At 72.4% G+C, this 15,074-nt stretch carries 14 protein-coding genes and 1 riboswitch; of the genes, 10 read left to right on the top strand and 4 right to left on the bottom strand.

What is annotated here, in order from left to right:
* Nucleotides 1-51 precede the first annotated feature (51 nt).
* Both Q0R63_RS23670 and Q0R63_RS23665 read right to left on the bottom strand, forming a co-directional pair.
* Nucleotides 52-1,131, bottom strand: a complete 1,080-nt coding sequence (locus Q0R63_RS23670) for an NADH:flavin oxidoreductase/NADH oxidase (RefSeq protein WP_295702715.1) — start codon at nt 1,129-1,131, stop codon at nt 52-54.
* 170 nt (nt 1,132-1,301) lie between these two features.
* Entirely contained in the window at nt 1,302-2,624 is a 1,323-nt protein-coding gene (locus Q0R63_RS23665) for a bifunctional o-acetylhomoserine/o-acetylserine sulfhydrylase (RefSeq protein ID WP_295702714.1), read from the bottom strand.
* A gap of 36 nt (nt 2,625-2,660) precedes the next feature.
* Nucleotides 2,661-2,777: riboswitch (SAM riboswitch) on the bottom strand.
* Between the two features lie 111 nt (nt 2,778-2,888).
* Here Q0R63_RS23665 and Q0R63_RS23660 point away from each other — a divergent pair.
* The 10 genes from Q0R63_RS23660 to mgrA all read left to right on the top strand — a co-directional run bounded on the left by Q0R63_RS23660 (nt 2,889) and on the right by mgrA (nt 13,600).
* Nucleotides 2,889-3,386, top strand: coding sequence for a hypothetical protein (locus tag Q0R63_RS23660; RefSeq protein WP_295702711.1), 498 nt, complete (start codon nt 2,889-2,891; stop codon nt 3,384-3,386).
* Nucleotides 3,379-4,029 (top strand): hypothetical protein, encoded by a 651-nt coding sequence (locus Q0R63_RS23655; protein WP_295702709.1) that lies wholly within the window; start codon nt 3,379-3,381, stop codon nt 4,027-4,029. Before Q0R63_RS23660 ends, Q0R63_RS23655 begins: the two co-directional genes overlap by 8 nt.
* A gap of 126 nt (nt 4,030-4,155) precedes the next feature.
* Nucleotides 4,156-4,764, top strand: coding sequence for a nicotinamide riboside transporter PnuC (gene pnuC / locus Q0R63_RS23650; protein ID WP_295702707.1), 609 nt, complete (start codon nt 4,156-4,158; stop codon nt 4,762-4,764).
* Nucleotides 4,761-5,876, top strand: a complete 1,116-nt coding sequence (locus Q0R63_RS23645) for an AAA family ATPase (RefSeq protein WP_295702705.1) — start codon at nt 4,761-4,763, stop codon at nt 5,874-5,876. The genes pnuC and Q0R63_RS23645 overlap by 4 nt, the downstream gene beginning before the upstream one ends.
* The gene (locus Q0R63_RS23640) at nt 5,869-7,488 is read left to right on the top strand and encodes an AAA family ATPase (protein WP_295702704.1); all 1,620 of its coding nucleotides are present in this window, start codon (nt 5,869-5,871) and stop codon (nt 7,486-7,488) included. Before Q0R63_RS23645 ends, Q0R63_RS23640 begins: the two co-directional genes overlap by 8 nt.
* Entirely contained in the window at nt 7,485-8,603 is a 1,119-nt protein-coding gene (locus tag Q0R63_RS23635; RefSeq protein ID WP_295702702.1) for a hypothetical protein, read from the top strand. The genes Q0R63_RS23640 and Q0R63_RS23635 overlap by 4 nt, the downstream gene beginning before the upstream one ends.
* Nucleotides 8,600-10,384, top strand: coding sequence for a hypothetical protein (locus Q0R63_RS23630; RefSeq protein ID WP_295702700.1), 1,785 nt, complete (start codon nt 8,600-8,602; stop codon nt 10,382-10,384). The genes Q0R63_RS23635 and Q0R63_RS23630 overlap by 4 nt, the downstream gene beginning before the upstream one ends.
* Complete coding sequence (locus Q0R63_RS23625; protein ID WP_295702697.1) at nt 10,381-11,019, top strand: hypothetical protein; 639 nt, start codon at nt 10,381-10,383, stop codon at nt 11,017-11,019. Before Q0R63_RS23630 ends, Q0R63_RS23625 begins: the two co-directional genes overlap by 4 nt.
* Complete coding sequence (locus tag Q0R63_RS23620) at nt 11,012-12,475, top strand: hypothetical protein (protein ID WP_295702695.1); 1,464 nt, start codon at nt 11,012-11,014, stop codon at nt 12,473-12,475. Before Q0R63_RS23625 ends, Q0R63_RS23620 begins: the two co-directional genes overlap by 8 nt.
* An 81-nt stretch (nt 12,476-12,556) precedes the next feature.
* Nucleotides 12,557-13,600: an L-glyceraldehyde 3-phosphate reductase gene (gene mgrA, locus Q0R63_RS23615; protein ID WP_295702693.1), complete on the top strand. Its 1,044-nt coding sequence runs from the start codon at nt 12,557-12,559 to the stop codon at nt 13,598-13,600.
* Nucleotides 13,601-13,693: 93 nt separating this feature from the next.
* On the opposite strand, the gene Q0R63_RS23610 is transcribed toward mgrA, so the two are convergent.
* Together Q0R63_RS23610 and Q0R63_RS23605 are read right to left on the bottom strand one after the other, a co-directional pair.
* On the bottom strand, nt 13,694-14,110 hold the full coding sequence (locus Q0R63_RS23610; RefSeq protein ID WP_295702691.1) for a DNA polymerase ligase N-terminal domain-containing protein: 417 nt from the start codon (nt 14,108-14,110) through the stop codon (nt 13,694-13,696).
* 11 nt (nt 14,111-14,121) lie between these two features.
* Nucleotides 14,122-15,000, bottom strand: coding sequence for an SDR family oxidoreductase (locus Q0R63_RS23605; protein ID WP_295702688.1), 879 nt, complete (start codon nt 14,998-15,000; stop codon nt 14,122-14,124).
* Between the last annotated feature and the right edge of the window lie 74 nt (nt 15,001-15,074).

The following is a 15,074-nucleotide window of genomic DNA, read 5'->3' as shown; positions in this document are numbered from 1 at the left end:
CGCCAGACCAGGACCTCAGCGAGGGGGGAAGGGGTATGCCGGGGGGCGGGGTCAGGTGGTCGGCCAGGTCCCGCGGGTGTACTGGTCCGGCCACGGCGCGTCCTCGACCGGCACCCCGAGCTCGTGCGCGGCGCGCAACGGCCAGGCCGGTTCGCGCAGCGCGGCCCGGGCCAGCAGCACGACGTCGGCCTCGCCGTTGGCGACGATCTTCTCCGCCTGCGCCGGCTCGCTGATCAGGCCGACGGCCCCGGTGGGCACGTCGGCTCCGAACCGCACTCCCGCGGCCAGCGGCACCTGGTATCCCGCGCCGACCGGGATGGACGCCGGGGCGTTGCCGCCGGAGGAGACGTCGACGAGGTCGACCCCGTGCTCGCGCAGCGCGACGGAGAGCCGGACGCTCTGCTCGAGGTCCCACCCACCCTCGAGCCAGTCGGTCCCGGAGATCCTCACGAGCAGGGGCATGGAGTCGGGGACCGCGACCCGGACGGCGTCCACGGTCTCGAGGACGATGCGTGCCCGGCCCTCGAACGAGCCGCCGTAGCCGTCGTCCCTCAAGTTCGACAGGGGTGAGAGGAACTGGTGGAGGAGGTAGCCGTGCGCGGCGTGCAGCTCGATCGTGTCGAAGCCGGCGCCGACCGCCCGGCGAGCGGCGTCGGCGAACGCCTGCACGACGTCGGCGATGCCCGCGGTGGTGAGCTCCTCCGGCGCGGCATACCCGGGGTAGGCGAGGTCGGAGGGGCCGCTGGTCACCCAGCCGCCCTCGTCCTGGGGCACGCTGCCGCGAGCGGGAGCCCAGGGCCGGTAGGTCGAGGCCTTGCGTCCCGCGTGCGCGAGCTGGGCGCCGATCTTCGCGCCCTGTGCGTGGACGAAAAGGGCGATGCGCGACCAGGCCTGCGCCTGCTCGTCGTTCCAGATGCCGGCGTCCTCGGGGGAGATGCGCCCGTCGGCCGTGACGGCCGCGGCCTCGGTGATCACCAGGCCGAACCCGCCCACGGCCCGCGCTCCGAGGTTGACGAGGTGCCAGTCGCCGGGCACGCCGTCCACGGCGGAGTACTGGCACATCGGCGCCAGCCACACCCGGTTGCGGACGGTCATCGAGCGGAGGGTGATCGGGTCGAACAGGGCTGGCACGCGGGGCTCCTCGGGCGTCGGTCAGGCGGGCCACCAGCAGGTGCGGCCCCCGGTGCCAACCTCGTGCGCCGAGCCGTCATTCCCGGCTCCGGGGAGACGGACGGGAGCACCCGGCATACCGGAGGGGTATGCCGGGTGCTCGGGTCGGGCGCGCGTGCTGAGGCCCGGGGTCAGTCGACCTTGGCCGCGGTGAAGCCCTGCTCGAGGTCGGCGACGATGTCGTCGATGTGCTCGATGCCGACGGCCAGCCGGACGAGCCCGGGGGTGACGCCGGCCGCGAGACGGCTCTCGTCACTTCCCTGCGAGTGGGTCGTCGACGCGGGGTGGATCGCGAGGGAGCGCACGTCACCGATGTTGGCCACGTGGCTGTGGAGGGTGAGGCCCTCGACGAACCTCTTGCCCGCCTCGACGCCGCCCGCGATCTCGAAGGCGAGGACGGCGCCTGCGCCCCGGGGGACGTACTTCTGCGCCAGCGCATAGCTGGGGTCGCTCTCGAGGGAGGCCCAGACGACCTTCTCGACCTGGGCGTGACCCTGGAGGTAGGCGGCGACCTTGTAGGTGTTCTCGAGGTGCCGGTCCATCCGCAGGCTGAGGGTCTCGATGCCCTGAGCGATGAGGAAGGCGTTGAACGGCGAGACCGCGGAGCCGAGGTCGCGCAGCAGCTGCACCCGGGCCTTGAGGATGAAAGCGAGGTTGGCGCCGAGCGGGCTGCCGACGCCGAGGTCCCGGGCGAACACGAGGCCGTGGTAGCTCTCGTCGGGGGTGTTGTACTGCGGGAACTTCTCCGGGTCCTTGGCGTAGTCGAAGGTGCCGCCGTCGACGATGACGCCGGCGATCGAGGTGCCGTGGCCACCGAGGTACTTCGTCGCCGAGTGGACGACGACGTCGGCGCCCCACTCGAGCGGACGCAGCAGGTAGGGGGTGGCGATCGTGTTGTCGACGATCAGCGGGACGCCGACCTCGTGGGCGATCTTCGCGACGCCCTCGATGTCGAGGATCTCCGACTTGGGGTTGGCGATGGTCTCGCCGTAGAAGACCTTGGTGTTGGGGCGCACCGCCGCCCGCCACGACTCGAGGTCGGTGGGGTCCTCGACGAAGGTCACCTCCAGGCCGAACTTGGGCAGGGTGTACTTGAGGAGGTTGACCGTGCCGCCGTAGAGCGAGGGGCTCGCGACGACGTGGTCTCCGGCCTCGGCGACGTTGAGGATCGCGATCGTCTCCGCCGCCTGGCCGGAGGCGACGAGCAGTGCCGCGACGCCACCCTCGAGGGAGGCGACCCGCTGCTCGACCGCGTCCTGGGTCGGGTTCATGATGCGGGTGTAGATGTTGCCGAACTCCTTGAGGGCAAAGAGGTTCGCGGCGTGGTCGGTGTCCTTGAACACGTAGGACGTCGTCTGGTAAATCGGGAGCGCCCGGGCGCCCGTGGTGGGGTCGGGCTGCTGCCCCGCGTGGATCTGGCGGGTCTCGAAGGACCACTGGGGGGTATCGCTCATCGCTGCATCCTTAACTCGACCGGGGCACCTCGTCGGGCCCCGCGCTTGCGGTGGACCGGTCGGCCCATCGCCAGGTCGTCACCCGGGGCACCCCACCGCGAGTGGAGGGTTGCCGGTCAGCGAGCCGGGGCCGTGGCGCTGACACTCATGACCTGCGCCGACCTTACCGAGGACGACCGCGGACGTGAACCCGAGCATCGGCGGCGTCTCTCGATGTGGACGCTCTCCGACCGGACGTCTTGGTAGGTTCGGTGCTCACGACGGATGAGAGGGCATCGAGCCGTGCGCAAGGCGCTGTGGTCCATCCTCCTGCTCGCGACCGTCGTCGTGGGGACCGTGGTGCTGTTCGTGGCGGGCCAGAAGGTCGATCACGGCACCTCCCACCACACGCCGGCCGTCCCCCTGCCGCCGGCCACGACTGTCGCCGGTGACAGCGACCCGGTCGTCCCGATCCCCGGCCGACCCACACGGATCCGCGTGGAGCTCGACAGCAGCGCACCCACCGCCGACATCTCCTTCAGCGTGCGCAGCTCCGGCGACGGCAGCACCCCCACCGAGCTCGCCGACCACACCCTGCCCTGGGCGGCTGAGCTCGACGCCCCGGTCGGCGTCGACCACCTCACCGTCACCGGCTACGTGGACGATCGTGGTGCGCCTCACCAGGTCCGCTGCCGGATCCTCGTCGCTGGCGTCGTGGTCGAGACCGAGCAGCGGGCCGGCTACGCCAGCTGCACCTTCAGCCTGACGGAGCTCGGTGGCTGACCCCAACCGGTCCGCTTCGGGTCTGCCGCCCGGCTGGGTCCAGCTCGCGATCCTGGTCGGCGTCGTCGTGCTGGCCACGGCCGGTTGGTCGATCTGGTCGCTCGTCAACGTCTCGTCCGCCCCGACGCCCCGCCCGCCCGTCGCGGTCACCAGCCCGACCTCGAGCTCCAGCCCAACTGGCACACCGAGCCCCACAGGGACACCGAGCCCTACGGGGACACCGAGCCGTACGGGGACAAGCACCCTGCCGACACCCCCCACGTCCCGGTCACCCTCGGGCATCGGCCAGCCTGTCGGCCGAGCGACCCAGGTGGCACCCACGCCGCTGCCGGTCCCGACCGTGGGGACACAGCCGGCCCGGGTGCGGTTCGACATCGCCTCGACCGGGGCCACCGGCGAGGTGCGGTACGGCTCCAACTCCGACGCGGACGTCGACCTCAGAAACCAGCGCTTGCCGTTCGCGGTCGAGGTCACCGTCCCGCGCAACACGGGCTACGTCTTCGTCGAGGGCTCCGACTACAGCGGCGGAGCAGGAACGACGATGCGCTGCCGCGTCTACGTCAACGATGCCCTCGTCGCGGAGCAGCTGTCCTCCCGCGGCTGCATCGTGGGGATCAGCATCTCGAGCGTCTTCGGCCTGTGAGGACGACCGCCGTCGACCCGCCGCCGTGGGATAGGTTCGGATCGTTCGCGCAGTCGACGAGGGGGCTCCTGTGACCAGTTCAGCATCGGGTCGCCGGGAGGCCGCGATGCCTGCGGGGCCCGCGACATGAGCTGGGTCGAGGTGCTGGGGTTCGTGACCGGCGCGCTGTGCGTCGGGCTGGTCGTGCGCCAGAACGTCTGGAACTTCCCCATCGGGATCGCGAACAACGTCGTCTTCATCGCCCTGTTCGTGACCAGCGGCCTCTACGCCGACGCCAGTCTGCAGGTCGTCTACATCGGGCTCGGCCTCGCCGGGTGGTGGGCCTGGCAGCGCGGGGGGCCGCGGCATACGACACTGCTGGTGCGCCGGGACCCGCGCTGGGGGTGGGTGGCTGCCCTGGGCGGCACGATCGTGGGCACGTGGGCCGTCTACGAGGTGTTGTCGCGACACACCGACTCGACGGTGCCCGTGGGCGATGCCCTCACGACGGCGCTGTCGCTCGTCGCTCAGGTCATGCTCAACCGCAAGTGGATCGGCAACTGGGTGGTCTGGATCGTCGCGGACGTCCTCTACGTCGTGCTCTACGCGACCAAGGGCCTCTGGCTCACGGCCGCGCTGTATGCCGGGTTCATCGGCCTGTGTCTCGTCGGGCTTCGCACGTGGCGGGCGACGCTCGTCGGTGTCGACGTCGATCCGGCCGTCTCGGCCGGCGACCGGATGGGAGTCGTCCCGTGACCGAACGCTTCCCCCACGGTCTCGTCATCGGCACCTTCTACCCGCCTCACGTCGGGCACCTCGCCCTCGTCCGCGCCGCCCTCTCGGCGTGCGACCGGGTGACCGTCGAGGTGCTCGGCGGGAGCACCGAGTCGATCTCCGTGCCGCTGCGGGTCGAGTGGTTGCGCGAGGAGGTCCCCACCGCACGTCTCACCTCGATCGTCGACGACGCCGAGATCGACTTCGAGTCGGCGAGCGCCTGGGACCACCACACCGCGGTCATCCGCAACCTGCTCGACCCGTCCGACGGCCCCGTGTCGGCGCTGTTCACCTCGGACGCCTACGGCGAGGAGCTCGCGGCTCGCCTCGGGGCGACGTGGGTGCGGGTCGACCCCGGCCGGTCGGCCCTCACCGTGTCGAGCACCGCGGTGCGGGCCGACGTCGCGGCGCAGTGGTGGGCCCTGCCGGCGCCGGTCCGCCAGCACCTCGCGAAGAGGGTCGTGGTCCTCGGCGCCGAGTCCACCGGGACGACGACGCTCGCCGAAGAGCTGGCGGCCCACTTCGGCGTGCCGTGCGTCCCGGAGTACGGCCGGGAGTGGACGGATGCGCGACCCGGCGGCATCGAGTCCGCCTGGCAGAGCGTGGAGTTCGATCTCGTCGCCGCACAGCAGGCGCGGCTCGAGGACGACGCCGCCCGGCGGTCACCGCGTCCGCTGCTGCTCTGCGACACGGACGTCCTCGCGACCGCGGTGTGGCACGAGCGCTACGTCGGGTCGCGGTCGCCGACCGTCGAGGGTCTCGCCCGCACCCGTGTCCCGGCCCTCTATCTGCTGACCTCCCCCGACATCCCCTTCGTACAGGACGGCATGCGCGACGGCGAGCACCTGCGCTCGTGGATGACCGACCGGTTCCGCGAGGTCCTCGGCGACCAGCCGGCGCCCTGGGTGGAGGTCTCCGGCAGCCGGGAGGCCCGGCTCGCCGCCGGCATACGGGCGGTGGAGGAGGCACTTGCTGGAGGGTGGGGGCTGGTGCCCTCGCTCGAGCAGCAGCAGCAGGCCGCCAAGGCCGACGCGGCGGCTTCTGAGCGCACAGCGGGTCCGGTGGACGACTCGGTCGGTGACGCCGATGACTGACCCGGCCCGCGGGCAGGCCATCCGCGACCTCGGGCGGGTTTCCGACGCGCCGACCCTTCCCGGCGCCCACGCCGCCGGTTCGGTCTCTGCGACAGCGGAGCTCGATGTCGCCGACCTCTATGGGACAGCGGCCGCGACGTCCGCCGGGACCCCCGCGACGGTGGGCCCCGCCCTGGACGAGAAGCTGCGGCAGGCCTACTTCTGGGTGACCAACCACGCGATCATCAGCCCCCACTACGACCTCGAGTTCGAGGCGGGCCCGAGCAAGACCGTGCGGCTCGGCGACGCGAAGGCCCTGCTGACCCTGCCCAGCGCACAGTCGTACTCGTCGTTCGTGCTGCTCCCGCTGCTGACCTTCGCGGTTCGCGGTCGCTGCCTCCTGGTCGGTGGTCCCGGCCGGGGCAAGACCGCCAGCGCGACGATGATGGGCATCCTCGCCGGCTACTCGCCGCGCGACGTACGCCGCCACACGCAGCACGGCCACCCGCAGCTCACGGTGAGCGACCTCTTCGGCACGCCGCTCCCCCGTGACCTCGTCGCGGCTGAACGGCTGGCCGACATCGACGTCGCCTGGCGGTCGTGGCTCGGCATGCGCGTCAAGATCATCGACGAGTACAACCGCATCCCCACCCGCACCCAGTCGGCCCTGCTGACGCTGCTCGCGGACGGCTACGTCGAGTCCTTCGACCAGATCTACGAGACCGGTCGGAGTGCGTGGTACCTCACGGCCAACGACGACGCCGGCGGGGGCACCTACCAGGTCATCGATGCGCTGCGCGACCGCATCGACGTCGTCGTCGCGGCCCTGCCGTTCAACCACCGTTTCCTCCCCGCGCTCCTCACTCGCGCGGAGCAGGTCATCCGGCCCGAGGACACCGTGCCCGACTCGATCGGCTTCACGCAGGAGGAGCACGACCGGCTCTCGGCCGAGGTCCTCGCGACCCCCGTCCCGTATGCCGTGCTGCGCCGGATCGAGTTCTTCGCCGGTCAGTTCGAGTACCTCGAGCGCGCCGGCCGGCAGTTCGAGTACCGCACCAAGGACACGGCGAAGCTCGCCGGCGTCGACCCGCACCTCGTGCAGGGTGCGGACACCGGGCGCGACCAGCTGAGCGACGTGGGCACCCAGACCCTCAACGGGCTCTCCGTGCGGGCCCTCCAGTCGCTGCTGACCTACAGCAAGGCGATGGCCTGGTTCCGGGGCAGGGACGCCGTCGACGTCGACGACGTGCGGGCCGTGCTGCCGTTCGTCCTCCACCAGAAGCTTGCCGCCGACCCGCAGTCGGCGGTGCTCGGCACCGACGAGGGGGCCGAGCTGCGCACCGACCGGATCTCCTGGCTGCGGGAGATGTTCGACACCACCTGTCGGCAGCTCGAGGCCCTCGACCTCGAGCGGGACGACCCGGTGGGCGCGCTGCTCGCCGAGTTCGAGGCCGGCCTCGACGGCGTCCTGGCCGACGAGGTCCGGGGCCGGATGCGGGCCGTCGAGAAGGCCCTCGACACCCTCGCGGCGCAGGGCAAGGTCTACGGCCACCTCTACGACGACGCGCTGACGCTGAAGTACCTCCACCAGCGCTACCTCAACTACCTCGCCTGGCTGGACTGGCACCCGTGACGGCCGGACCCCTCAGCCCCACCGCGACCGAGCACGCACCCGTCGTCCCCCCACACTGGGCCGCGGCGCTCACCCGGGTGAGGGACGAGGTCAACCCCGCCATCGGGGCGGTGACCGCCGGCGGTGTCCCCCTCGAGGCGGTCACCGCGGCCCTGCGTCGGATCGGCCCGTCCTTCGAGCAGCACTGCAGCCGTGTGCCGCTCGCCGCGCAGGACCGCTGGGCGTCGGCCCTCGCGCGAGCGGCTGTGCGGGCGCTCGCGGCGCGGCAGTGGTCCGACCGGAGCGTCGTGCCGTGGACCGTGACCGAGCTGCTGCCACGATTGGCCGTCCACCTGGCTGACCTCGACAGCCCGGCGGAGGTCGCGGCGACGGCTGGGGATCCGCACCGGGGCGATCTCGTCGCCGAGCTCGTGCACGCGGCCGGCGAGGTCTGGCGACACGGTGACGTGGCGTTGTGGGGGCGGCTGCTGCTTGCCGGCGCCGAGAGCCCGCACGCACGAGGTGGCCGAGAGTCGTTGACCACGATGGAGATCCGCGACATCGGCGTGGTCGCTGCCTGGCGCGCCGGTCACGTCCGGATGCGCTCGGCTGCGCACCGGGTCGGTCCGGGGCTGAGGGACGACCGGCTCGCCCGGGCGCTCGACCTCGGCGACGGCGCCCTGGCCCGGGAGGCGCTGGCCGCCAACGCCCTCGAGCCCGCGTCCTGGCTGCCGGACGAGACAGCGCCGAACGTGGGCGGGGACACCGCTCTTCGGACGATCGGGGGATGCGCCGGCTTCGGCGGCCCGTTCCGTGCGCCCCCTGTCATCGTCTCGGGAGACGGGTTGCGTTGGCGGCTTCGGGAGCACCGCCGGGACGGCCGTCAGGTGGGCGGCCCCGGGCAGCAACGGGACTGGGACCTGATGGTCGACGTGCACGGCGCGTGGCTGGCCCCGGCCACCGGGCCTGACGGGCCTGGGCCTCACGCCACGGCGCCTGACGCGCCGACCGTGCGTCTCGGCCGGATGCCCACGGGGGACCAGTCACCGGAGGTGGGCCGCACGGCATACGGACGGTCGGTGCTGGTCACCTCGCCGCAGAGCCACGTCGTCGTGCACGTGAGGACCGCGTCGTGACCGCCCACACCCGTCGGGTGGCGGGCGCTGCCGACGTCGACCGGTGGCTGGCGGCGTGGCCCGAGGCGCTGGCGCTCTGGGGCCGCGGACTGCGGCTGCAGGCTCCCGTGCTCCTCACCGACCCACCACGGGAACACCGGGACGACCTCGCGTGGTTCGACCTGCGGGCCATGGACGTGACGGTCAACCTCCGGCAGATGGGACGGCTGGGGCTGCTCGACACTCCTTTGCCCGTGCTCGCCCACGAGGTCGGTCACCACGTCCTGGCACCGGCCGACCGGACGACGAGCACCAAGATCGTGGCGCGGTGCGCCAAGGGCCTCGTCGACCGGCCTCGGCTGGCGCCCGTCCTGGGCAACATCTGGAGCGACACCCTGATCAACGACCGGCTGCACCGGGCCCGCGGGCTCGACATGTCCGGTGTCTACCGCGCCGGCAGCCCGGTCACCGACCCGATGATGCGGGTGTGGATGCGGGGCTTCGAGCTGCTCTGGCGGCTGCCCACCGGCTCCCTGTGCGGCCCCGACCTCGACGCAGAGACGGACGCCGACGGCCTCCTGCTCGCCCGGCATACCCGGGCCTTCGCGCGTGACCCGGTCGGCGGGGCGGGAGGCTTCGCCGCCCTGCTGCGCCGATGGATCCCGGAGTCGGCGTCGCTGGCGGCACAGGGCCATCTGTGTGGCGAGGATCGTTCGCAGCAGGGTGAATCCGCGCCCGACGTCGCCACCGATGATGCGCTCGACGCGCCCGTCGTCCACCCCGCGATGGACCCCCGCGTCAACCCCGAGGCGCCGTACGAGGACCCCGAGGTGGTCGCGGCACGCGAGGCCGGCCGCGCTTCCGGGCGGGGCAGGACCTCGGGCCAGGGCTTCGGTCCGGCACGTCTCGCCGAGCTCTACGCGACCCTCGGGACGGGTCGCGACGCCGGTGCCGACTGGTACGTCGCGAGGGCTCAGTCCCATCTCGTGCCATTTCCCACGACCTACCGGCCGACGGGCGTCGAGGACGAGCCGCAGGGCTGGGAGTCGTGGGAGGTCGGCGACGATCTGAGTGACGTCGACTGGCTCGCGAGCGTCACCCGGTCGCCGGTGGTCGTGCCCGGACAGACGACCGTGCAACGGGTCGTCGACCGGGAGCCGCTCACCACGCCCACGTCGGTGCCCGTCCGGCTCGACCTCTACGTCGACTCGTCCGGATCGATGCCCGATCCGCGAGCCACCCCGAGCCCCTCGGTCCTCGCGGGCACGGTGCTCGCCCTCTCCGCGCTGCGGGCCGGGGCGGCCGTCCAGGTCACCGTGTGGGCGAGTCCACAACAGGTGGCGCGCACCGACGGGGGCTTCACCCGGGACCGCGATGCCGTCGTCGGCACCCTCCTCCACTACTGGGGCGGCGGCACCGTCTTCCCGCTGCGCGACCTGCAGCGCGACCACCCGCCGCGGACCCGACCCCGACCTCCGTGGGAGCCGAACACCCATATCTGTGTCATCTCCGACTGGGGGGTCACCTCGATGTTCGGGGCCTACCAGCCGGATGACCTCGTGGGGGTCGCAGCGGCCGCCCTCGAGAGCGCGGGCGGTGGCGGCAGCCTGGTGCTGCGAGAGCCGGAGTCCGTGTGCGACCGGGTCCGCGCAGAGGCCGGCGCCTACGTCGTGTATGCCGTGCCGGAGGAGAGTGACCTCGTCCCCTTCGCCGCACGCTTCGCCCGAGAGCGGTGGGGGAGGTCGCAACAAACCGCCGATAGTGCTGTGCCGGTAGGTCGCTCGGGGTGGCGAGCCTCATGACCGACGAGACTGCACGGGGCAACGACCCGATCGGGTCGACGGTGTGGGAACCCCGGAGAGCCTCCTCGCCCGGACCGGAGTTGGGCGCGCTGATGGCCCGGCTCCGCGCCACCCCGCCCGCCATCGTCGACGAGGACGTCGTCCTCGAGGCCCTCGTGCACGACACCCTGGACCTGGTCGAGGAGCGTGGGCCGGGCGACGTCCTCGGACACCTCGACGACCGGGTGGACCTGACTCTCAAGGACGTCCCCGCCCGTCTCGCCGCAGCCGTGACGTGCTGGCTGCTCACCGCGCCGGAGGTCGTCGCCGTCCTTCCCGCCCCGCGGGCCGCCCGGTCCCTGGACGCGATCCGCCGGATGGCCGAGCTCATCGCCGTGCTCCCCCTGCGCAGCTGGCTCTCCGACGACGAGGACCGGCAGGAGGAGGTCGCGCGAGCGCTGTTGCGCGCCCTCGCGCTCCGTCCCTCCGGCGAGACCCATGAGCTCGCCGAGGACCGCTGGACCTCGATCAGCTCGACCACCCGCAGAGAGGCACTGCGCCTCGCGGCGCAGCACCAGGCCTGGGCCGAGGAGCTCGCCCGAAGGCTGAGCGAGGAGAAGGCGCGCGAGGCCGCCGCGCAGTACACCCATGTCTGACGAGAAGGCCGCTGCGTCCGCGGGACCGGTCGCCCCAGCCCCCATCGCCGCGGACGCAGCGGGCGGGGCTGGGGCCCTGCCCGACTACGCAGCCATGGGTGCCGCGGTCCGGACCGACGCCGAGCGCTGGCCGACGCTGTCCCCCCTGGGACTGGACGCGCTGACCCGGTGGCGCCAGACCCCGCACGCGCCGATCTGGGTGCATGAGTGCGGGGACCTGCTGACCGCCGAGGACCACGAGGTGCTGGGCCGGCGCCGAGCCGAGCTCCTGGAGCCGGCGCGGGCCGGCCGAGGAGGCGCCGACCGTGATGGCGATGACCCGCCGGCCTGGGTCGAGGCCCTGGTCGACCGGTGTCGACGACACACCACCTTCTTCGGGCGGCTCGGAGCCACCTCGTTCGACCAGCTCCCCATGATCTCTCGGGCCGACCTCGTGCGTGACGTCGCAGCGTTCGTCCCGCGCGACCAGCCCCTCGACCGCGTGGTCCAGGGCACCTCGTCGGGCAGCTCCGGCGCCGCACTCGTGATCCCGTTGGACCCAGTCGAGATCTCAACCGAGCTGCTGCTGCTGGAGCGCCTCCTCGCCGACGTCGGCGTCGACTGGCCGCACGACCCCGACCGGGTGGGCCTGCTCAGCGTCGTCGACCAGCGTCAGGCGTTCACCTATGCATCCGTGCTGACGATCCGCGACGACCAGCGGATGGCGCGGGTCAACCTCGACCCGGCCGCGTGGTGCGTGCCCGGTGACCGCGAGTCCTTCCTGGCCGCCGCTCGGCCCCAGGTCGTCACGGGGAGCGCCCTCTCCCTGCTCGCCCTCGCTCGCCTCGACGTCCGACTCGACCCCCTGGCGCTCGTCTCCGGCGCGGTCGACCTCACCCCCGCCGCCCGTGTCGAGCTCGAACAGCGTTGGCAGACAACCGTGCTCGACCTCTGGGGGCTCAAGGAGACCGGTCCCCTCGCCGTGTCCACCGATGGCGGTCCGCACGTGGTGGTGCCCCGCCGGGTGCACCTCGAGGTGGTCGACGGTGGCGGGCGCGCTCTCCCGGACGGCGAGTGCGGCGAGCTGGTGGCCACCGTCGACGGCAACCCGTTGCTGCCCCTGCTGCGCTATCGGACCGGCGACACGGGCTCGCTGACGTGGGTCGGCGACCGCCGCGCCATCGTCGGGCTGGAAGGGCGGGCACCCGTGTCGTTCCGCGCTGCCGACGGTCGCCTCGTGCCCTCGGTCGACCTCACCCAGCAGCTGCAGCACCACGGGGCACGGTCGTGGTCGGTCCACCAGGGGCGCGACGGCACCGTCGTCGCGCGCGTGCTCGGGGGCCAGCCGGCCGTCCTGCGCGAGGCCCTGTGCACCCTGCTCGGCGATGCCGTCTGCGTCGAGACCGTCCCCACCCCCGCTGACCTCGGTCCCGGCAAGCCGCGCCGGTTCTCCAGCGCGCTCGACGGAGCCGGCTAGCGCCGGTGCGATCCCACGGCATACCGGCGGCTGCCCGCGCGCCGGGTGCCCGCCACTCGCACGCCGGTGTTGGATGGGGGCATGACCCTCCACGCCGATGACTACCAGGCGGCCCGTAGCCGCTATTCGCAGACCCCCTACCGCCGGTGCGGGACGAGCGGGCTCGACCTGCCCGCCGTGTCGCTCGGCCTCTGGCACAACTTCGGCGACGACGTCGCGATGGACAACCAGCGCGCGACCCTGCGCCGGGCGTTCGACCTCGGGGTGACGCACTTCGACCTGGCCAACAACTACGGTCCGCCCTACGGCTCGGCCGAGCGCAACTTCGGGACGATCTTCGCCCAGGACTTCAGGCGCTACCGCGACGAGCTCATCATCAGCAGCAAGGCCGGCTACGACATGTGGCCGGGCCCCTATGGCCAGGGCGGCGGTTCGCGCAAGTACCTCCTCTCGTCGCTCGACCAGTCGCTCGAGCGGATGGGTCTCGACTACGTCGACATCTTCTACAGCCACCGCTTCGACGAGACCACCCCGCTCGAGGAGACGATGGGCGCGCTGGACTCCGCAGTGCGCCAGGGCAAGGCCCTCTACGTCGGCATCTCCTCCTACTCCGGCGCGCGCACCGCGGAGGCCGTCGAGATCCTCCGCGCGATGGGGACGCCGCTGCTCATCCACCAGCCGTCCTACTCGATGCTCAACCGCTGGATCGAGGAGGATCTGCTCGACGTCCTGGGGGTGACGGGCACCGGGTGCATCGCCTTCTCTCCGCTCGCCCAGGGCATGCTCAGCGACAAGTACCTCAAGGGGATCCCTTCGGGTTCCCGTGCGGCACAAGGCAAGTCGCTCTCCCCCAAGCTGCTGACCGAGCAGTCCCTGAAGCACATCCGGGCGCTCAACCGGATGGCCAAGGCACGGGGCCAGTCGCTCGCCCAGATGGCGCTGGCCTGGGCCCTGCGCGACAAGCGGGTCACCTCGGTGCTCATCGGCGCGTCCAGCGTCACGCAGCTCGAGGACAGCCTCGGCGCCACCTCGAACCTCGACTTCTCGGCCGAGGAGCTCGACAAGATCGACCGGTATGCCGTGGAGTCCGGCATCAACCTCTGGAAGACCTCCTCCAGCCACTGACCTCGCCACCCCCGGACGCGCCCACCCCACCCCACCCCCCCCGCTTGTTGCTTCTGGAGTGCCCGAATGAGGGCCCAGGATGCCCAGTTCGGGTCACTCAGGAGCAACAAGGGGGTCGTTGGGGGTGCTGGGCTGGTCCTTGCTGAGGTGGAGGAGCCAGGCGGATCTGCCGCGGGCGGCGAAGCCGTCGCCCTCGGTCTGGATGAGGGCGTAGCGGCGATCGTGCTCCCGGCCGTGGAGAACGAAGACGAACCGGCGCTCGTCGCGTGAATCCTCTTCCCACCAGCCGGTGTCCGCGATGACCTTGGTCTCGTCCGTGTAGCCGAGGTGGTCGAGGGCGTGGTCGCCGACGGCGATGGCGAGGCGGTTCTGCCCCGGACTCGTCGGCAGCCCCTTGGGCACGGCCCACGAGCGCAGCACGCCGTCCTGCTCGAGCCGCAGGTCGAAGTGCGGCTGCGGCACGCGGTGGTCGTGCAGGACCCACGTCGCTCGTCCCCGGTCGTCGGTCACGGCTCGCCCGCTCAGCCCGGCGGGGTGAAGCGGCCGTCGATGGCCGTCCAGCCGGCGTCGACGACCAGCTGTGACCCGGTGACGTAGGACGAGGCGTCGGAGGCCAGGAAGACGATGGCTCCGGCGATCTCGGACGGCGCCGCCCACCGACCGAAGGCGTTCTTGCGCGCGTAGGCGTCGGCCCACTCCGGGTCGGCCCGGATCTGCGCGGTCAACGGTGTGGCGACGACGCCGGGCGCGATGGTGTTGGCGCGCACGCCCCGGGGTCCGAGCTCTGCCGCCACCGTCCGCAGCAGCTGGAGCAGACCGGCCTTGGTCGCGGCATACACACCCTGGCCGGGTTCGACGGCGATGGCACGCATCGAGCTGAGACCGATGATGCTGCCCCGGCCGCGCTCCGCCATGCCCGGCCCGAAGGCCCGCACGAGGTCGAACGCCGCCCGCAGGTTGAGCCCCATCACCCGGTCGAACTCCTCGCCGCTGTAGTCGAGGATCCGCTTGCGCACGTTGGTGCCCGCGGTGAAGACGAGCGCGTCGACCTCACCGAGGTCTGCCGCCGCCCGCACCACTGCCGCCTCGTCCAGGACGTCGAGCTCGTATGCCGTGAGCTCACCGACGCTCGGCCCACCCGGCCCACCCGGCCCAGCCGGCGCGCCCTCGCCGCCCATCCCGCCCGCGCCGAGGTCCGCGGTCGCCTGCGCGGCGGCCAGGTCTCGGTCGGCGACCACGACGTGAGCGCCCTGCGCGGCGAGGGCAAGTGCCCCTTCCCGGCCGATCCCGCTACCGCCACCGACGACGACGGCGGTGCGGCCGTCGAGCCGGAACAGCCGGGAGTAGTCCGGTCGGGGCGCGTCGACAGCACGGAAGATCTCGTCGTGGAGCTCGGGCATCGACATCGCTCTCAGGAGTGGTCGGACCAGTGGACATGGGCGCAGTCGCTAATCTGGCGAGGGCCCCGTGGCGT

Origin of the sequence: Lapillicoccus sp. (assembly GCF_025353065.1) — a bacterium.
Taxonomy (GTDB): Bacteria; Actinomycetota; Actinomycetes; order Actinomycetales; family Dermatophilaceae; genus Lapillicoccus.
The sequence above is the reverse complement of the archived record's forward strand: the minus strand, read 5'-3'. Positions and strand labels throughout refer to the sequence as shown.